The 18,816-nt window shown below is 40.9% G+C and carries 16 protein-coding genes, 3 pseudogenes and 1 riboswitch; of the genes and pseudogenes, 15 read left to right on the forward strand and 4 right to left on the reverse strand.

All coding sequences use genetic code 11. The features are described from left to right. Positions 1-115 precede the first annotated feature (115 nt). The gene (locus BM390_RS01445) at positions 116-1,060 is read right to left on the reverse strand and encodes a DUF1002 domain-containing protein (protein WP_089852754.1); all 945 of its coding nucleotides are present in this window, start codon (positions 1,058-1,060) and stop codon (positions 116-118) included. Positions 1,061-1,263: 203 nt separating this feature from the next. Here BM390_RS01445 and BM390_RS01450 point away from each other — a divergent pair, with 203 nt between their 5' ends. The 3 genes from BM390_RS01450 to BM390_RS01460 all read left to right on the forward strand — a co-directional run bounded on the left by BM390_RS01450 (position 1,264) and on the right by BM390_RS01460 (position 5,377). After that, on the forward strand, positions 1,264-1,887 hold the full coding sequence (locus BM390_RS01450; RefSeq protein WP_089852755.1) for a cyclase family protein: 624 nt from the start codon (positions 1,264-1,266) through the stop codon (positions 1,885-1,887). A gap of 117 nt (positions 1,888-2,004) precedes the next feature. After that, positions 2,005-3,789, forward strand: coding sequence for a DUF4153 domain-containing protein (locus BM390_RS01455; RefSeq protein ID WP_062319632.1), 1,785 nt, complete (start codon positions 2,005-2,007; stop codon positions 3,787-3,789). 127 nt (positions 3,790-3,916) lie between these two features. Next, complete coding sequence (locus BM390_RS01460) at positions 3,917-5,377, forward strand: amidase family protein (RefSeq protein WP_089852756.1); 1,461 nt, start codon at positions 3,917-3,919, stop codon at positions 5,375-5,377. Between the two features lie 48 nt (positions 5,378-5,425). Here the strand turns inward: BM390_RS01460 and BM390_RS01465 are convergent, their stop codons facing one another. Both BM390_RS01465 and BM390_RS01470 read right to left on the reverse strand, forming a co-directional pair. Beyond that, positions 5,426-6,619, reverse strand: coding sequence for a pyridoxal phosphate-dependent aminotransferase (locus BM390_RS01465; protein WP_062319638.1), 1,194 nt, complete (start codon positions 6,617-6,619; stop codon positions 5,426-5,428). Between the two features lie 181 nt (positions 6,620-6,800). Beyond that, a complete protein-coding gene (locus tag BM390_RS01470) occupies positions 6,801-6,995 on the reverse strand; it encodes a DUF6366 family protein (RefSeq protein WP_062319640.1) in 195 nt (64 codons plus the stop codon). Positions 6,996-7,153: 158 nt separating this feature from the next. Between BM390_RS01470 and BM390_RS01475 the strand changes: the two genes are divergently transcribed. From BM390_RS01475 to BM390_RS01520, 11 genes and pseudogenes are all read left to right on the forward strand, one after another. After that, positions 7,154-8,254, forward strand: coding sequence for an iron-containing alcohol dehydrogenase family protein (locus BM390_RS01475; protein ID WP_062319642.1), 1,101 nt, complete (start codon positions 7,154-7,156; stop codon positions 8,252-8,254). Next, positions 8,251-9,033: a carbon-nitrogen family hydrolase gene (locus BM390_RS01480; RefSeq protein WP_246806726.1), complete on the forward strand. Its 783-nt coding sequence runs from the start codon at positions 8,251-8,253 to the stop codon at positions 9,031-9,033. Before BM390_RS01475 ends, BM390_RS01480 begins: the two co-directional genes overlap by 4 nt. 97 nt (positions 9,034-9,130) lie before the next feature. Next, a riboswitch (SAM riboswitch) is annotated at positions 9,131-9,236 on the forward strand. 92 nt (positions 9,237-9,328) lie between these two features. Continuing rightward, positions 9,329-10,129 carry a MetQ/NlpA family ABC transporter substrate-binding protein gene (locus BM390_RS01485; RefSeq protein WP_062319644.1) on the forward strand — a complete coding sequence of 267 codons (801 nt, stop codon included), beginning with the start codon at positions 9,329-9,331 and terminating at the stop codon, positions 10,127-10,129. Between the two features lie 13 nt (positions 10,130-10,142). Beyond that, a complete protein-coding gene (locus tag BM390_RS01490) occupies positions 10,143-11,171 on the forward strand; it encodes a methionine ABC transporter ATP-binding protein (protein ID WP_062319646.1) in 1,029 nt (342 codons plus the stop codon). Further along, positions 11,155-11,814, forward strand: a complete 660-nt coding sequence (locus tag BM390_RS01495; RefSeq protein WP_062319648.1) for a methionine ABC transporter permease — start codon at positions 11,155-11,157, stop codon at positions 11,812-11,814. Before BM390_RS01490 ends, BM390_RS01495 begins: the two co-directional genes overlap by 17 nt. A 9-nt stretch (positions 11,815-11,823) precedes the next feature. Continuing rightward, a complete protein-coding gene (locus BM390_RS01500) occupies positions 11,824-12,915 on the forward strand; it encodes an alpha-hydroxy acid oxidase (protein WP_062319650.1) in 1,092 nt (363 codons plus the stop codon). A gap of 131 nt (positions 12,916-13,046) precedes the next feature. Further along, a pseudogene (locus BM390_RS01505) lies at positions 13,047-14,729 on the forward strand (methyl-accepting chemotaxis protein); the annotation flags it as partial. Between the two features lie 369 nt (positions 14,730-15,098). Then, a pseudogene (locus tag BM390_RS15875) lies at positions 15,099-15,431 on the forward strand (PAS domain-containing protein); the annotation flags it as partial. Between the two features lie 99 nt (positions 15,432-15,530). Further along, positions 15,531-15,965, forward strand: a pseudogene (locus tag BM390_RS15880) (methyl-accepting chemotaxis protein); the annotation flags it as partial. A gap of 320 nt (positions 15,966-16,285) precedes the next feature. Further along, on the forward strand, positions 16,286-17,062 hold the full coding sequence (locus BM390_RS01515) for a DUF5667 domain-containing protein (protein ID WP_089852758.1): 777 nt from the start codon (positions 16,286-16,288) through the stop codon (positions 17,060-17,062). A gap of 92 nt (positions 17,063-17,154) precedes the next feature. Further along, entirely contained in the window at positions 17,155-17,673 is a 519-nt protein-coding gene (locus tag BM390_RS01520) for a hypothetical protein (protein WP_062319656.1), read from the forward strand. Positions 17,674-17,821: 148 nt separating this feature from the next. Here BM390_RS01520 and BM390_RS01525 read toward each other — a convergent pair whose 3' ends face one another. Further along, positions 17,822-18,238: a hypothetical protein gene (locus BM390_RS01525; RefSeq protein WP_089852759.1), complete on the reverse strand. Its 417-nt coding sequence runs from the start codon at positions 18,236-18,238 to the stop codon at positions 17,822-17,824. 276 nt (positions 18,239-18,514) lie between these two features. On the opposite strand from BM390_RS01525, the gene BM390_RS01530 reads away from it, so the two are divergent. Beyond that, positions 18,515-18,721, forward strand: coding sequence for a heavy-metal-associated domain-containing protein (locus BM390_RS01530; RefSeq protein WP_062319660.1), 207 nt, complete (start codon positions 18,515-18,517; stop codon positions 18,719-18,721). The last annotated feature ends 95 nt before the right edge of the window (positions 18,722-18,816 follow it).

An 18,816-nucleotide genomic window follows, 5' to 3' on the forward strand; every position in this document is an offset into this window, starting at 1 on the left:
GTAACAACCTTGACTTCAAACATTATTAGAACATAGGTTTATCTGAAAGTCAAGATGAAATACACATAAAAATAAGAACCTTTACCGATAAGGGTAAAGGCTCGTTGACAGATTGTTAGCTAAAATAGATTGTTTGAGAAACGTTTAACGCTGCCTCTTCTTCGTTAGTAAAGACGGACTTAAACCAGTCCCAGACCGCTCGGAAAAAGTCTCTAACGGCAGTGATAATGCCTTGTCCTTCTTCTGATTCGGCAAAGTCATTGAGCCAGTCTTTCGTTTGGTCAATCGTATTATTTACCTTGTCCCAGTCAATGTTTAAGTCCTTTAATTTATTGAATAGGCTAACAAGTTGATCGAGCTGAGTATCGGTTAATGTGAGTCCCATTTCTTCAGCAAGACGTTGGATTAAGGCGCGTAATTCTTCGGTTGTTTCAGGTTTTTGTTTATCGACTTCTTCTTTAATTTTATTGATAAAGTCAATCGCTTCATCTTCTGAAACATTTTCATCTTCCGCTAAATCAGCGGTAATGACCATCTCTTCATTGGCGGCTTTCTTTAAGTCTTCATCTAAATCTTCTCCGGTTGATTGTTCGTACGCTTTTAAAATCCCGGTTAAAGCACCTGTACCAGAGACGTTAAATGGTGCCGTCACATAAATTTCAGCGCCTGTAATCCCAGCGGTTGCGAGGGCATTGGCATACATTTTTGATGTAATATAAGTAATGTTTTCTGTTGTGACCATAATACCTGATTCATCTTCGCGTAGTGAAATCTTCGCGGATGAAATTGCGCGTGTCCCAATTTGTTCCTTCGGAACAACGTCGCCTAAATATTGGTGTTCTTCCTCGTTTGTCACATAAACAATATCTGCTTCATCGATATCAGCCATATCCATTTCTTCTAACAGATTAGCCTTCTGTTCTGCGGTTAAGTCTTCCCCTAAAGTGACGACCACATCCGTAATCGCGTCAGCCGATAGAACAGGGGCGGTGAGTTGTAAAGCCATAAGGATGAGTAGAGTCATCACCAATTGTTTTTTGATTTTTTTTATGAGTTTCATGTTTTTTTCCTCCTCATGTTCAGCTTGTTTCATCATTAAGAACACAGTAATAGTTTACCCTAATTTAAATCGAAAGTATCTTTTTCCGCTATTTTTACACAAAAAATAGGTCATTGGTGCCTACTCTGTTAAAATAAACATAGAGGCTAATACTAATCAAATAGCCATCCATCCATTCATCATATGTAAAAAGGAGTGCTTGTATGACGTATATTGATATTACGATGCCATTATTAAATAACGGCGCTGTTTGGCCAGGTGATACACCTTATCACTTTAAGCTCAGCGCGACGATGAAAGAGACGGGTTCGGTCAATATTGGTGAGATTAACTCAAGTCTTCACAATGGTACCCATATGGATGCCCCGTTTCATTATGATGATAGCGGGAAAACCATTGATCAGCTCGATGTCTCGATTGGAATAGGGCGCTGTCGTATTGTAGACGTAACTGGTTTAGACAAAGTTACAGTAAGTGATTTAGTGAAGTTAAATCTCTTAGGCACATCACGTCTTCTTTTTCATATGTTAGACCGTGATCCCGCTGTTTTTCCTGAAAAATTTCCGCTCTTAACATCCGAAGCCATCGACTATTTAGCTAAGCAGGGAGTAAAACTTATTGGCACAGATGCCCCATCAGTCGATGCGGTGGATTCAAAGACGTTACCGATTCATTTAGCCATTCATAGAGCGAACATAACCATTATCGAAAATCTGTATTTAAATGACGTCCCGGCGGGACATTATCACTTGTATGCCGTACCGTTAAAAATTGTTGGAGGTGATGCGAGTCCCGTCAGGGCTCTCGTCTTACCAATAGAAGAATAAAAATAGACAAAACACTAAACAGTTGGAAGCATGGACGAGTGGATTAACGGGTATAGAATACTGTAAGTCTAAGCGACATAACTATGTCTAACGAGTATTTTTGAGAGGGTGAGTTCAATGAAAGTAATGGAACGATTAGAACAACAATTGAATGATACGATTCAAGCGGTCGGGCGCTATCCGCTAGCTTTTAGCTTTATTTTAAGTTTAACCATTGCCAATATGGTCATGATTGAATCAAATGACGATGCGATGTACCGGTTTAGCTATACCTTCGTGATTGGGATTTTACTCAGTCTCGTGTTTGAACATATGTATGAGCGGTTTTATGTTCAAATTAAAGTGCGCCTCTTGTTGATGTGGGCAGCACTTATTCTCACGCTCGGTTACTTTTTCTTACAACATTGGCCGGAATTTATGTCGATTCAAGTAGGTATCAGAACGAGTGTCATCGTCTTAATGAGTCTGTTACTTATGGTATGGATTCCGACGATTCAAAGCGAATTCCGCTTTAGTCAAAACGTGTTTGTTGTCTTTAAAAATTTCTTTATTGCCTTCTTGTATTCCATTGTTTTAGCGATTGGGGTTAGTTTGATTATTGCGCTGATCAATGCCTTGCTGTTTACAACGGATGGTGATGTGTTCTTACATTTTCTTAACTTGATCGCGAGCCTCTTCTTCCCATCACTGTTCTTATCAATGATGCCTGTCTATATCGGAGCGAGGGATCAAAAGCTTCAGAAAAAAGACCAAGTGAAAAAGAAAAATAAATTGATGTCGCTTACGACAACCACACCGATTTTTGACCGGTTACTCAGCTATATTATCATTCCGTTAACGACGATTTATAGTGGGATTATCTTAATTTATATTGTCATCAATATCACTGGTGATTTATGGTCTGAAGTTTTATTAGAACCACTACTCGTATCCTTTACCGTTGTCGTCTTACTCGTCTATATTCTCTCACTTGAAGTTGAGACGAAAATTGCCGCTTTATTTGCGAGAGTCTATCCGAAAGTGTTACTGCCAATCGTCTTATTCCAAACGATTGCTTCTATTGTAAAATTAACCGATACGGGTGTGACGTACGGTCGTTATTTCGCCATTCTCTTCGGTGTTTTTGGGACGATTATGGCGATTGTTTATGGTTTCTTGAGTCGTGAGAAAATGGGTTGGATAGCCCCAATCTTTGTTGTCTTTGGCTTAATATCCATTACCCCGCCTATTGATGCGTTTAGTGTCAGTTTCTACAGCCAAAAGGCCAGTTTAGAAACGTTACTTGAAGAAAATAATATGTTTGAAAACGGGGAAGTATTGCCTAATCCTGATATTTCAGAGGCGGATAAAGAGGATATTACGAATTATATCGATCAATTTGAACAATTAAATCAACTACAGAACATTGATTACTTGCCCGAACAAATCAATAATAACGAAACATTTCGTGATATCTTTGGTTTTGAACGGACGTATGATTACGGTGGACCCGATCGCTTCCAATCATCTGTCTATCTCAATCTGAGTGACCGTGAGATGATTCCGATTTCAGGTTATGATCAACTCATTATGAATCATGTTGAGGCGAACTTATCGATGCGTTCAATTCCCTTTGACTTAGACAATCAACGTTATCAATTGACGCAAGAAATGGAATCAACGAGCTTTACTTTCACTGTGACAGATGGAAACGATCAAGTCCTGGTAAGCTTTAATGGTGACGACTTAATTGATGATTTAAAAGAACACCAAAATTACCGTGATATTAGTTTAAGCGAAGCCACTTATACAGCTGAAACAGATCAAGCAAAAATCACGTTAATCATTCAAAACTTTGAGCATTATAGTGACGGCTATTACGGTAGCTTTTACACGTTGATTGACGTAAAAACAGAAGAATAAGGTGTTTAAATAATCAAAACGAACGAGAAGAACACAACGGGTGGTGCGTTTAACGTGTGCACCACCTGTTATGTTTACTACATAACTAAGAAAATAAATCATAAATGATACAAAAGGGCGTGAACCGATGAGTTTTAATTCAACCGATTATTTACATGATCAAATCAACAAACAATACCATCAACAACCGAAGCTAACTAGATTAGTAAGTATGTTAGGAGAGTTTTTACCACTTGAATCGAACATTACCGATGATGTTATTAAACAGATAATCACAAGTGATATCGACACACTCCAGACGTTAGTGAAACAACAGCGCGTAAGTTACGCTGATATTGCGACTGTTTTTTATAACCGGGCGATTTTACATAAGGATTATCATGCGGTCATGAGCTTAAATCACGCGGTCGTTGAGGAAGCAAAACAGTGTGAGTACAGTGATGACCATGACCCGCTTTACGGTATCCCAGTCTTAATCAAAGATAACGTGTCGACGACTGATTTACCGACGACAGCGGGGGCAGTCAGATTAAAAGATTTTTATCCGAATCAAGATGCCGAGATTATTCAGTCGTTAAAAAATAAGGGTGCATTAATTTTAGGGAAGACAAATTTGTCAGAATGGGCGAACTTTATGACAACAGATAGTGCCAATGGCTTCTCCGCCCGAGGTGGTCAGACGATGAATCCTTTTGGTGATTATGATGTTGGAGGTTCGAGTAGCGGCAGTGCTGTGGCGGTGACCCTTGGGCTTAGTACTGTTGCTGTTGGGACTGAAACGGCAGGTTCGGTTATTTATCCGGCCAGTCAAAATGGTGTCGTTGGCTTAAAGCCGACATTAGGGACTGTCTCACAAGCTGGGATTATACCAATTGCCGAAGCGCATGATACCGCCGGTCCGATGGCTAGAAACGTAAAAGACTGTTTCTATCTATTTCAGGCGATGACAACCATCACTGAAACGCTAGATCATCATACGAGAGCGTTAACAGATTATCAATTTGGATTTATTAATGACGCCAAAATTAAAGAAGCTTACCGAGACGAAGATGACACACTTTTAGCACACGTACAAGATGACCTTATTCAGCGAGATGTTGCCGTACAGGATATCGCGATTGATCCATCCGCCTATCGGATTGATATTACGGATGTGTTAGAGTATCAGTTTAACGAAGGGGTACGAAATTTCTTTAAAGACGAAAAGGAGCCACTTACGTTACGAGATATCTATCAGTTTAATCAAACTGATGCAGCAAACTATGCCCCTTACGGGCAAGATTTAATTAAACAAGCGATGGAGACAAAACTGACAAAAGAGACAGTTGATCAGATGGTTTCTACACATCAAAAAATCGCGATAAAAGCACTCGATCAAGCATTTCAGACCGTCGATGTACTCGTGACGTTAAGTAATTATGCGACAACACTGTATGCGGCGAGTGGCTATCCGGCGCTTACGATTCCGGGTTTAAAACGTAAGTCAGGTGAGCCCGTTGGCGTCACTTTCATTATGAAAGCAAACCAAGATGTTGAGTTACTCCACGTTGGTCAACAGATTGAAAAAAATAGGCTTAGGATAAAATAAGCCGCCCACCTGAATTTTAAGGTGGGCGGTTTAGTGCGTTATAATAGGTCACGCGTTTACAGTAGCTGTTGTTGTATTAAAAATTTTTGTTGCCTCAATTCGCTTAGCGGCTTCGATCAGTCGCGTGTCTGAATCAAGTAAAGCGACGCGCACATAACCTTCCCCGTAGTCACCGAAACCATTACCAGGTGCCACCATGACTTTAGCGGTGTCGAGTAAGTAACGACTAAAGCTTTCTGACGTGTAGCCTTCAGGTACTTTTAACCAACAGAAAAAGGTACCTGAAGGTTTGGTCACATTCCAGCCAATATCTGATAAGGCATCCATCAAGACATTACGTCTTTTCTCATACGTTGCAGTCAGTGCTTTAGTCGTAGACTGATCACCGGCTAAGGCGGCTTTAGCGGCCATTTGAACGGCACCAAAGATACTGACATATAAGTGATCTTGGATTAATTCTAGCTTCTCGATAATATCTTTATTCCCGACCGCAAAGCCGACGCGCCAGCCGGCCATGTTGTAGGCTTTTGAGAGAGTAAACATTTCGATCCCGACTTCTTTAGCACCGGGTGTCTGGAGGAAACTGGGTGCCTTTTCACCGTCAAACTGGATTGTATGGTAAGCAAAGTCATGACAAACCGCGATGTTATGTTGTTTCGCAAACTGAACGGTCTCGTCAAAGAAGCGCGGGGTTGCCTTCGCACCGGTTGGGTTATTTGGGTAATTTAAAAACATTAACTTGGCTGCGTGAGCGTCTTTTGGTAACGCCTGATAATCTGGTAAAAAGTTATTTGCTTCAACGAGCGGCATAGGGATCATATTCGCTTCTGCCATCCTTACACCGGAGATGTAGTCAGGATACCCTGGGTCTGGAACTAATACAGTATCACCTGGGTTTAAGAGGCATTGACTCAGTTCAACGAGTCCGGTCTTTGTCCCAGGTAAAATCGCCACTTCTGTGTCTGGGTCAATCGTGACATTGTATTCGCGTAAATAATAGTCACTCACCGCTTGTTTTAGTTCTTGATAGCCTTGAAACGGTGAATATTGATGGTGTCTTGGTTTTGTGGCGGCATCTTTTAGCGCCGCGACAATATGATGAGGTGTCGGTAAATCAGGATTACCTTGTCCTAAATTAATCACATCAAAACCTTCTTGTTGGTAGTGATGGATGGTTTTTACTAAATTATTAAAGAATTGTTTAGGTAATCGGTTTAATAGATCTGAAGCTGGATAATTCACGTGCTCACGCCTTTCGGATGGTTAAAATAGTTAAAATTCTGACAGCTTTACTTTTGATACAGTGTAACGAATCAGGGGCGTTTCGTCTAGTGGTTTTTTTGATGGTTATGTTACAGAATAATTATCGCAAAACAAAAAGCACCGGCAGGTGCTTTCAACAATTACACAGAAAGGCAACACATTAAAATAGGGCAATCGCTAATATCACCACAACTAACACAACAATGACAAGAGCTAAGCCTTTTGTGCCAAGCCCGCTAGATAAGTCTTTCAAACTACCGTGACTGGCGCGCTCAAAACTATCACGATGATTACCTGTTGGCGACTGTTTTCGTTCTTGTTGTTGGAGTGCTTCACGTTTTTCTTCAGGTTTCATAGGCGGTGCCTCCTATCGGCATGATTGGAAATGAAAAGTTACAGCTATTATAACATGACTTGTAAAAAATGTTAGTTAAAAATAGAAAATTCGAAAGATTGACATAAATAATCGTCTGATAGACAATAGGTAAAACAGAGAAGCGGGAGGAAATAGCGATGGAAGCAATCAAAGTACAAGGCACACCGAATATCTATCGTCATCATGCCGGGGCCTTAACGGATATGAAACAAGTCATTGAAACACAAGGCTTGAAGAAAGGTTTACTCGTAACGGGCAAGGCTTCGTTTAACATAGCCGAGCCATTTATTAACCCACTAAATTTAAATGTAGTGATGGAGCGTTATAACGGCGAATGTTCTCGCGAAGAAGTAGACAGATTAAAAGAAAAGGCAGAAACGGAAGCCGTTGATTATCTGCTTGCGGTTGGTGGTGGTAAGGTCATTGATGTCACTAAAGCAACGGCCGCGGCAATGGGGCTCCCATACCTTATTGTACCAACGCTCGCATCAAACTGTGCCGCGGTCACCCCCTTAAGTGTGTTTTACACTGAAGACGGCGTGTTTACTGATCATGTCGTATTTGACCAGGCGGCTTTTATGGTGGCGGTGGAACCAGGGATTCTGATTCAAACGCCGGCGGATTACTTACGGGCCGGCATTGGTGACACGATCGCCAAGTGGTATGAAGCGAAACCCCTCGTGGCATTGTTACCGCATCAACCGATTGCGGTAAAAGTGAGTCAACATGCGGCGAAGTTATGTCAAGATGTGCTGCTTGCCTACGGGGAAGCAGCGCTGAATGACCAGAAAGCTAAACAGATTACTGATCGATTTATTGAAGTTGTCGATACGATTATTTTAGCAAGTGGCATGGTCGGTGGTTTTGGTGAACATTACGGGCGAATTTCAGGTGCGCACTCGATTCATAACGGCCTTACCGTATTAGAAGAAACACATCAACACTTGCACGGGGATAAAGTGAGTTATGGGATTTTAGTCCAACTGGCGCTGTTTGATGAATGGGATGAGGTTAATCACCTGCTGCCATTTTACCAGGCACTCGGTTTACCGACGAGCTTCTTTGATTTAGGGATTCAAACAGACCTTGAAGAAAAATGGCAACAAGTCGCGCGTCATGCGACACGTGACGTGGAATCGATTCACTTATTAGGCAAGGTCACACCAGACCTCGTCCATCATGCGATGAGTGAATTGGAACAACATGTCTCGCGTTTGAGAAAGGATGATGCCAAATGATCAAGCGACGCATCGCTTGTCTTCAGATCGATATTCAGTTTGGTGATGTAACAGCTAATTTACAAGAAGTGGCCAAGCAATTTAACCACCTTGATGCTGATGTTGATACCGTTGTGTTACCAGAGTTTTGGCCAATGGGCTATAGCTTAGATCGTTTAGCAGAGGTAGTTGAATATGATATGTTGACGCCGATTAAAACACTGGCGAAACAGTATAACGTCGATATTATTGCCGGTTCTGTGCCAACCAAGCGCGACGGGAAGTTTTATAATTCGCTCCCGGTCATCACCCGTGAGGGTGAGGTCGTTTTTTGGTATGATAAGGTCCACTTGTTTCGACTGATGGATGAAGAAAATTTCTTAGCGGAAGGAAAAGAATGTGGTGTTTTCACTCTCTCAGGTGTCACATCTGCGGCCGTGATTTGCTACGACATTCGTTTTCCGGAGTGGATTAAAACGCAGATGCTGGAAGACGTTGACCTGTTATATGTTGTCGCCGAGTGGCCGAAGCAACGCCTCGATCATTGGCGAGCGTTACTGATTGCGCGTGCGATTGAAAATCAAGTCTATGTTGTGGCATGTAACCGTGTCGGGAGTGATCCCAATAATACGTTTGCGGGTCATTCGATGGTCATTGACCCTTGGGGTCAAGTCATCAGTGAAGCAGATGATCAAACCGGGATACTGACAGCTACGATTGATTTAGCTGAGGTAAAGCAAATCAGACGACAAATTCCTGTTTATGAAGATCGACGTCCTGATCTCTATCGTTTAAAATAAGGGATCATTCACGAAAAGTTTTAAAAGTTTAGAAAATTGTGTTGACTTTTCATTTGATACTGTGTAAAGTAAGTCTCAACAAAAAAATATTGACCGGATCTTATCAAGAGAGGTGGAGGGACTGGCCCTTTGAAGCCTCGGCAACAGACATGTATGTCCTCGTGCCAAATCCAGCAGCCCTAGTTAGGGATGACAGATAAGTTGAGACAACATTTAACGCCTCAATTTATCACTTGATAAATTGAGGCGTTTTAATTTCCAGAGGGGTCCGGGAACAAATAAGGGGGAAGTAACAATGAGAAAGTTATTAGGTTTGATTGGTTTAGTCGTATTAGTCGTACTGGCAGGATGTGGCAGTGAAGCAGGTGCCTTAAGTGAAGATGAAGTCACTGTTGGGGTGACAGCGGGTCCACATGAACAGATTTTAGAAAAGGTAAAAGAACTCGCGGCTGATGAAGGCTTAACCGTCAATATTGAAGTGTTTACTGAATATGTGATTCCAAATACGGCACTCGATGAGGGTGAACTTGATTTAAATAGCTATCAACACCAACCGTTTTTAGATAATGCGAAAAGCGATCGTGGTTATGAGATTGAAGCCGTCGCAACAACGGTGAACTTCCCAATGGGGATTTACTCAACAGGTATTAGTGACGTTAGTGAATTAGAAGAAGGCGACTCGGTTGCGTTACCGAACGACCCAACGAACGGGGCGCGTGCCTTAATGTTATTTGAAGATGCCGGACTCATCACCTTAAAAGAGGGTGTAGGCGCTGAGGCCATGGTCATTGATATTGAAGAAAATCCATTAAACTTAGAATTTATTGAACTTGAAGCATCTCAAATCCCGCGTCAATTAGAAGAAGTCGATGCGGCTGCGATTAATACAAACTTTGCGATTGAACATGGTTTTGTTCCAACAGAGGATTCGATTTACATCGAACCAAGTGACTCACCTTGGGTGAACTTAATTGTCGCAAGAGAAGAAAATGTCGACGCCCCTGTCGTTGAGAAGTTCATTAATATTTATCAATCGGACGAAATCAAACAATTTATTGAGGACACATTCGAAGGATCTGTTGTTGCCTCATGGTAAGGAGGTAGCTTAAATGATTGAACTTAAACATATTACAAAAGTATTCAAGACGGGGAAATCTGATGTGAAAGCGCTGGATGATGTGAGCTTAACCGTTGAAAAAGGTGAAATCTTTGGTGTGATTGGCTATAGCGGGGCGGGTAAAAGTACCCTCGTTCGCATGGCCAACCTTTTAGAAGAGCCAACATCAGGCGATGTCATTATTGATAGCGATAACTTAGTGACGTTATCAAAAGAGGCACTTAGAAAGAAACGCCAACGGATTGGGATGATTTTTCAAGGGTTTAATTTATTAAAAACGCTCACCGTCTATCAAAACATCGCGATTCCACTGAAACTTACGGGTGTTGCTGAAAATGAAATCAAAACGCGAGTAAAAAAGTATTTAGAGATTGTTGGACTGAGTGATAAAACGGATGTCTATCCGAATCAACTCTCAGGTGGACAAAAACAACGGGTCGCCATTGCCCGTGCGCTCTCACATGAGCCAGATATCTTGTTGAGTGACGAGGCGACAAGTGCCCTTGATCCAGATACAACCGATCAAATTCTTGAACTACTATTAAAAATAAACCGAGAACTTGGGATTACGATTCTACTTATTACCCATGAGATGCATGTCATCCAGCGGATTTGTGACCGCGTGGCGGTTATGGAAAACGGGAAAATCATTGAACAAGGTCCGGTTGTTGATTTATATACCGAACCGAAGCATCAAACAACGAGACGCTTTGTCGAAAGTATCTTTCCAAGTCAAACACCGAAGCACATTATTAAAGATCTACAAAAAGAAGGGCCAATTCTTGATTTAACGTTTGTTGGCAGTGCCACAGAGAGCCCGAGTCTATCAGTTATTTCAAACCGTTATCAGATTGAAACAAATATATTATCTGGGAATATTGTTGAGTTAAAAGATCAGACATTTGGAAAACTACGTGCGCATATTAAAGGGTCAGTTCAAGAAACGACGAAATCCATTGATTACTTAACGGACCAAGGTGTTATTGTAAGGGAGGTGGTCATCCATGACGGCATTTATTGAACGGTGGGGTACAACCATTATTGAAGCAACACTAGCAACATTCCAAATGGTGACCATCAGTTTGTTTTTCTCAATTCTGATTGGCTTACCACTCGGTGTGTTACTCGTCATTAGTCGAACGAATGGCAAGCGTTATATTTGGTTGTACCGGGTACTGAACATTGTCATTAACACGATTCGTTCGGTTCCGTTTATTATTTTACTATTTGCTTTATTACCGTTTACGCGGGCCATCGTTGGAACATCGATGGGCGTTAGAGGCGTGATCGTGCCACTTGTTATCTTTACCGCGCCGTACTTAGCCCGATTAATGGAATCTTCTTTACTCGAAGTCGACCAAGGTGTTATTGAAGCGTATCAGGCGATGGGGATTAAACCACTCCATATCATTTGGCACGTCATGATTCGCGAAGCGAAATCATCGATTATTTTAGGGATTACGATTGCGGTAATTGGGCTCATTGGCGCAACAGCGATGGCAGGCTTAGTCGGTGCGGGTGGTCTCGGGGATGTGGCTTATCGATTTGGGCATGTGCGTTATCAACCTGAAGTCATGTATGTGACGATTGTGATCTTGATTATTCTGATTCAAGGTATTCAAACGTTAGGTAACGTCCTCAGTCAAAAGGCGAAGAAAGATTAAGGTGATACGATGACGTTAAAAACGACAGATAAATGGGAGACGATAGCTAAACAACAACTTTCACGCAATGCCTTTGGTTATTTATCCGGTGGGGCTGGTAGTGAGGTTAGTCTTAAATATAATGCCGAGCAGTTTAATCGTTACCGGTTAATCCCTCGCTTGTTGAGAGATGTCTCTCATGTGGATACATCTGTAGAATTATTACATTCAACCATTCAAGCGCCTATTTTGTTGGCGCCGATTGGGTTTCATACGATTGTGCATGAATGTGGTGAACGGGCAAGTGCGAGCGCGGCAAATACATTAGGGCTTCCGTTTATCCAAAGTACGGTCGCGAGCTTTAGTATCGAAGATATTAGTGAAGTAATGACGGAGAGTGATCACTACTTCCAGCTCTATTGGCCGAGTGATGACGATGTGGCTTATAGCTTGGTGAGACGAGCAGAACAAGCCGGTGTCAAAGGTCTTGTGATTACCGTTGATACGCCTGTCTTAGGAAGACGTGAAATTGATCTTTCGCACGATTATTTTCCGATGGATGAAGGCGCGGGTATGGCAAACTTCATGACAGACCCGGTATTTAAAGAGAAGTATGTAACAAGTGAGGATAATCAAGCGACACTCAAACAAAAAATTCAATCAATATTATTTAACCAAACATTAACGTTTGAGAAGGTCGAAACGTTAATTAGTCAGACATCACTACCTGTTATTATTAAGGGTATCTTAGAGCCGAGTGATGCTAAACATTGTAAAGATATAGGTGCAGCCGGTGTGATTGTGAGTAATCACGGGGCAAGACAACTTGATAGTGCCATTGAACCACTTGAAGTAATAGAAGAGATCAGAGAAAAAGTGGGACATGATTTTCCGTTATTGATCGATGGTGGCATCAGACGTGGAACAGATGTGATCAAAGCTTATATGTTGGGAGCGGATAGTGTGCTAATTGGACGGCCATACATATATGGACTTACCGGTGGGGAAGTGGGTGTTCGAGATGTGCTAGAACAATTAATAGATGACTTAACGGTGAATCTAAAATTACTCGGTGCAGCATCCTGGCATGAATTATCTCCCGCTCAAATAAGACGGCTCTAGCATAAGAGTCGTCTTTTTGTGCATCCGACTAAAGAAAGATAAGGTTTTTTGTGTAATTTGTTCACAAATAGGTGATTTTGCCGATATAATAGAAAGGAAGTGGATATATTTTAGGGGGTAAACAAATGAAGATTAAAGGTAAGTTAATCAGTTCTTATATCGTGATTGCGCTACTTGTGTTAGTAGTGGGCGCGGCAGGTATTTGGGGCACGGGTGAAGTACAAGATGATGCACGTTTATTGTATCGTAATCGAGTCGAGCCCTTAGGTGTCATGACAGAAATGATTCAAACAGCAGAGAATTCGCGTGTACAATTATTATCAGGTGTCACAGAGGAAGACCCAGCAGGGGGAAATGATGCGACAAATACGATTCAATCAATGAATGGATTGCTTGAAACGTATGGAGCATTTGATATGGAAGCTAATGAACGTGAGTTATTTAACCTTATGTCAGAGCAGTGGCATACATATAGTGCTCAAGCAATCGATAATGCCCGCTTAGTATCAAATGGGTCATTTGAACAAGCGGCTAGTGGGATAGCGGCCATTGGTAATGATTTTCGAACTTTTCGAGAGACACTTTATCAATTGCGTGACGGAAGTTTAGATATCGCAAAGAATGATTATGATAATGCATCACAATCTTTTGAATGGGCTCGATCCATTATTTTCTTTATGGCGATTGGCGTCATGATTTTAGCAATTATTTTAGGTGTCGTAATAGGGCGTTTAATCGGTAACCCGTTAAAACGCATCGCTGCTCGTTTAACAGCGATTGCTCAAGGGGATTTAACTGGAGACTTGCTAGAAAACAAGCGTAAGGATGAAATTGGTGAATTAACTGAGTCAATGAATATGATGCAAGAAGACTTACAAGCCGTGATTCGTAGTGTATCGAATGCCGCTGAACGCGTCTCTAGTGCCAGTGAAGAACTCACGCAATCCTCACTAGAAGTCCGCGAGGGATCTGAACAAATTGCGTCAACGATGCAAGAATTATCATCAGGTTCAGAAACACAGGCACATACTGTGTCAACGTTATCTGAGAAAATGGAGTTCTTCTTACAAAAAATCGCAGATGCGAACGAGAAGACAGAAAATGTTTCAGAAGAATCGATTACCGTCATTGAAAAAACAGATGAGGGTTACAAAATGATGGAAGAAGCACTTAACCAAATGTTGAAGATTGATACGATTGTTAATGACGCAGTGAAAAAAGTGTCAAGTTTAGAACAACGCTCGAACCAAGTATCAAAACTTGTTGATGTTATTCAAGATATTGCCGAACAAACGAACCTATTAGCTCTAAATGCCGCGATTGAAGCAGCGCGTGCAGGTGAACATGGTGCTGGCTTTGCAGTTGTTGCCGATGAAGTGCGAAAACTCGCAGAAAATGTATCAGATTCTGTTAGAGAAATTACGACAATTATCCAAGGGATCCAAGGTGATACGAAAGAAGTCGTTAATGCATTAGAATCAGGCTACAGCGAAGTGAACACAGGTACAGTACAAATGGCACAAACGGGTCAGAACTTCACTGTCATTAACGATGCGATCAAACAAATGGTAGAAAAGATTGAGTATGTATCACGTACGCTTTCTGATGTGACAAATGAGAGTGTCCTTATTAATACATCGATTGAAGAGATTGCTTCAGTCTCTGAAGAGTCAGCTGCAGGTATTGAAGAAACTGCCGCCTCTTCTGAGCAGTCCGCTAGTTCAATGAATGAAATTTCATCTAGTGCGAATACACTCGCAGAACTCGCTGAAAGCTTAAGTAAAGAAGTGAGCCACTTTAAAACAATTTCATAACTAAAGAGCGCCCCTTTATTCAATGTGTCATTGGATAAAGGGGTTTTAATTATTTCAATGAGAGCTAGTTCAGCTGAGAACGCGCCAATATTCGCGTCTTTTTAACTAGGGTCCGATTATTTTTTGCTAAAGTATTCGTAGTTGAAGTCAAATTAATTGACTATCGCCTAGGTATTGTATAACCTGTGTATAGATATTGTATAAGAAACGACTAATTTTTTCTTTAATATTGCCGATAGTAATAAAGTAAGCATCATTTAATATATCAATCAATAGATAATACATTGGACCTATTTTTGAAGGGGAGTCCAGATGGAGGAAAAGATGGAAACAAAACTATTTCAAAACTGTGAAGCAAGTGAACTGATTATGGAAGCTCTAGAAAGCAATTTAGCGATTATTCAATTTGATCTACAACGCCGCGTGTCTTATGTGAATCCTTTATTCGCGGCAACGGTAGGGTATCGTCCTGAAGAAATGAAAGGCATGCATCATAAAGAACTCTGTTTCGATACATTTAGTAAAAGTCAATCGTATGATGATTTTTGGAATGGTTTATATCATGGGAAGAGTTTTCAAGATAAGATTGATAGAAAATCAAAGTCAGGTAACCGTGTGTGGCTTGAAGCAACCTATATGCCGTTAAAAGATCAGTCGGGTAAAGTGGTGGGCGTTGTGAAAGTCGCAACGGACATTACTCACCGTCAAGATACGATAACGAATGTGGTTGAACAATTGAGTGAAATGTCGAGTGTATTAAATGAACGTGCACGGACCGGGATTAGCCGCAGTAAAGATATCGCCAAACAAGTGGATCAAATTGATCAAGCTTATGACGCGTCTCAAAAAACATTAGAAACGCTTCAAGGAAATACGGCATCAATTCAAGATATCGTCAAAACCATTCGTGGCATTGCCTCACAAACCAATTTACTTGCCTTAAATGCGGCGATTGAAGCTGCTAGAGCGGGTGAACACGGACGTGGCTTTAGTGTTGTAGCCGATGAAGTGAGAAAACTTGCGACCGGTGTTGATGAGTCAATTGGCGAAATCCGTCAAAACATTGACCAAATCACCAGTGAAATTTCACAAATTGTGAGTGATGCAAAAGACGTACAAGACAATATTAAACGGACAAAACAAGAAGTCAACACTGCGACAACAGACTTTGATAATGTATTAGATGCCGCAGAACAATTATCTAAGCAAGCGGAAGAAGTGACCACGATTATCTAAGCTGAAGATGTGGGTAGTGAAGCTGAGAAAGCCGGGTTTTTAAGGGAAGTGAATCCTTAAAATATCCGGTTTTTTTCTGTTTATAAAAATATTTGCTTTCATATCAAAGGAAGCAGACATGAAGTAATGGTTAAAGAGCCTGAATCTATTAGCTTCCTGTAATTACATAATTTAAGTGTCAGAAGGTACAGTGAGAGAAGAAAAAGATAAAATGAAATCAATCGATAGCCTCTCTACAAATGTTGGATTTTCCTTTAATATAAGAATTGCAAGAATATTTGCGAAAATACATAGAGATGAAAAAGAAAGAAGGTCTAAAAATGAAGCAGACATTTATTTTATCAGCGGTAGCATTATTCAGCCTCACATCATTTACTCTAGCGGTATCGGCTGAGGATGGGAGTGCGATCATTACCCCGGATTCACTGTTATATGAAACGACACGTGAAATAGAAGAGGTGGTGTATGATTTAACGGAAGAAACAGAAAATAAGGTTGATCTACAAACAGAATACGCGGAAAAACGTTTGGAAGAAGCAGAAAAGGAATTGGAACAAGGGGATACAGAACAAGCGGAAGCGCTGCTTGAAGAAGTGACTGAGCATGAGCAAGAAACTGAAGCGGTCATTGAAGAAGCAGAAACGACAGGTGAAGATTTGGCCGCACTGAGAGAAAAATTAATTAACAAGATGGCAGAGCGTCGTGAAAAAATGACAGCGCTCATGTCACGTGAAAACTTACCAGAACAAGCGAAACGTGGCATGGCAAAAGCATTGGAAAATCAAGCGCGCGCTTTAACGAAAGCTCTTGAAGCGATAGAAAAAGTTGATACGGATGAAGATGAGGAGCTTGATGACTTAATCGATGACATGGATGATCAAGCAGATGATAGCTTAGAAGCGGAAGCAGAAGCGTTAGAAGAAGCCGCGGAAAAACAAAAAAAGGCTGAGGAAAAAGCGGCCGAACAATTAAAAAAAGCTGAAGAGAAACAACAAGAGGCATTAGAAAAAGCTGAAGAACAACGCGAAAAGGCGGCAGAAAAAGCCGCAGAAAAACTTAGAAAAGTACAAGAAAAAGCTGAAAAACGAGGAAAATAAACCAGTGAGTAAAAGACCGGATGCATGTTAACTACCTAAATTGGGTAGTCAAAATGTGTGTGTCCGATAAGTTTCTAGCTAGAGGTGAGTCTATGAGAAAGTGGTTAATCATCTTGAGTTGTTTGTATCTCGTCGGTTGCCAGAATGAAGCGGCCAAGAGTGAACAAGTTCAACAGACACAAGGTGGAGATACAGAACTAATACAGTCGATCAATCAGAAGGAAAAAGGTGTCTTTTACTTTAATAGCGATAAAGGTTTGACACTGACAGAAAACCAAGGTTTTCAAGTGATAGATGAAGAAACAACAACGGTAACATTTGAAAAAGATCGCTTAAAGGTGATTGTTTCTGTACTAACGAATGAAGACAGTTCAACGAAGATTAAAACGGCATTGAAACAAAGTGCAGGAGATATTAAGATACTGAATGAGAAAGAAGAATTTCTATCCTTTCAGACATTGCGCAATGAACCGATGCGCTTCGATATTTATCTAACGAAGACAAATGAAGTGACGTACTTAAAAACATTCATTATAAAGGCAGACTATTTTGATCAACAACAATCGGATATTCATGCATTTAATGATGCGCTTATCTTTGATGGTATTTGACCCGCCCTAGGCATAAAAAACTTCACCTTCTTTTTAGGTGAAGTTTTTTGTGCTTTCAGTCATGTAGTGTGATTGTTATTCTCCGTCTAACAAGGCTTCTGTGTTGCTGCCACCAGGTGGAACAATCGGGTAAACATTCTTCTCATCTTCAATCGTAAAGGACATAACGTAGGGTCCACATTAATTTGACAAAAGAGGCTTTTATTTTTTGAAGTGTCGTCAAGCGGGCCTTCGTCGCTTTTATTTTTCTTTTAACGGCGTTGATTTGTTCTTTTTTATTACTCATGTACACTTTCTTCAATTCTTTTTGCGCTGATAGAAGAGCGCGCCCTTCTTGAACAGCACTGTTCGCATAATAATCATTTAATCCGTAACGTTGCTTTAACTGTTGATGGATGGAGACCAAACTTTTCTCTTTCAAGCCCCTAAGCTCACGGCCCCCCGCTTGATAGCGAGGATGTTTAGCTTGATTAAACACCCGGAGGGTGTGATCCATGGACATAACAAAGTTTGCGTCTATCTCATGCTTATATAAGCGATTTGAAAAAATAGCCTTCATGCCCATCGTGCCCCCCCTTTCTTTGTTTTGTGACGCTCAATATCAGTGTCTTAATTATACCATGAGGAATATATGTTTGTTGCTTCAAAAATATTCAAAACAAGCGATTCGTCACCCACCTAGTGCTGACGAACTTGAGGAAGGTGTCTTCTCGACCTAAAACGATAAAAAAGGTTCACAAAATGTTCATAAAGAAAAATATTAAAACTTGACGAGTGTCAATTTTTAATTGTGATTTATTCGTTATAGTAGAGTCAACAACAAAAAAGGGAGGAAACAAATATGTTAGAAACGATTAAATTAGAACAACTTGGTTGCCCAAGTTGTGTGAAGAAAATAGAAGTAGGCGTGAAACAACAAGACGGGGTGAACAGTGTTGACGTATTGTTTAACTCAAGTAAAGTAAAAGTGGACTTCGATGAGGAGACGATTACACGTAAAGATATTGAAGTTGTCATCGAAAAGCTAGGTTATACAGTAAAAGGTTAAGCTCATGCCCCCTTATTTTTTAAGGGGGTTTTCTTTAAATGGCATTGGGACAAACGCCTTAGGAAGAGGTGTTGATAGGGATATGTGAAAAAGAA

This window comes from Halolactibacillus miurensis, from assembly GCF_900116255.1.
In the GTDB taxonomy this organism is placed as follows: Bacteria; Bacillota; Bacilli; order Bacillales; family Amphibacillaceae; genus Halolactibacillus; species Halolactibacillus miurensis.

Bases quoted from the DNA above. Each gene is read 5' to 3' on its own strand.
- BM390_RS01515 (WP_089852758.1), top strand. From the start codon at position 16,286: ATGAAGCAGACATTTATTTTATCAGCGGTAGCATTATTCAGCCTCACA.
- BM390_RS01490 (WP_062319646.1), top strand. From the start codon at position 10,143: ATGATTGAACTTAAACATATTACAAAAGTATTCAAGACGGGGAAATCT.
- BM390_RS01475 (WP_062319642.1), top strand. From the start codon at position 7,154: ATGGAAGCAATCAAAGTACAAGGCACACCGAATATCTATCGTCATCAT.
- BM390_RS01480 (WP_246806726.1), top strand. From the start codon at position 8,251: ATGATCAAGCGACGCATCGCTTGTCTTCAGATCGATATTCAGTTTGGT.
- BM390_RS01445 (WP_089852754.1), bottom strand. From the start codon at position 1,060: ATGAAACTCATAAAAAAAATCAAAAAACAATTGGTGATGACTCTACTC.
- BM390_RS01530 (WP_062319660.1), top strand. From the start codon at position 18,515: ATGTTAGAAACGATTAAATTAGAACAACTTGGTTGCCCAAGTTGTGTG.
- BM390_RS01460 (WP_089852756.1), top strand. From the start codon at position 3,917: ATGAGTTTTAATTCAACCGATTATTTACATGATCAAATCAACAAACAA.
- BM390_RS01470 (WP_062319640.1), bottom strand. From the start codon at position 6,995: ATGAAACCTGAAGAAAAACGTGAAGCACTCCAACAACAAGAACGAAAA.
- BM390_RS01500 (WP_062319650.1), top strand. From the start codon at position 11,824: ATGACGTTAAAAACGACAGATAAATGGGAGACGATAGCTAAACAACAA.
- BM390_RS01485 (WP_062319644.1), top strand. From the start codon at position 9,329: ATGAGAAAGTTATTAGGTTTGATTGGTTTAGTCGTATTAGTCGTACTG.
- BM390_RS01520 (WP_062319656.1), top strand. From the start codon at position 17,155: ATGAGAAAGTGGTTAATCATCTTGAGTTGTTTGTATCTCGTCGGTTGC.
- BM390_RS01455 (WP_062319632.1), top strand. From the start codon at position 2,005: ATGAAAGTAATGGAACGATTAGAACAACAATTGAATGATACGATTCAA.
- BM390_RS01450 (WP_089852755.1), top strand. From the start codon at position 1,264: ATGACGTATATTGATATTACGATGCCATTATTAAATAACGGCGCTGTT.
- BM390_RS01525 (WP_089852759.1), bottom strand. From the start codon at position 18,238: ATGGGCATGAAGGCTATTTTTTCAAATCGCTTATATAAGCATGAGATA.
- BM390_RS01495 (WP_062319648.1), top strand. From the start codon at position 11,155: ATGACGGCATTTATTGAACGGTGGGGTACAACCATTATTGAAGCAACA.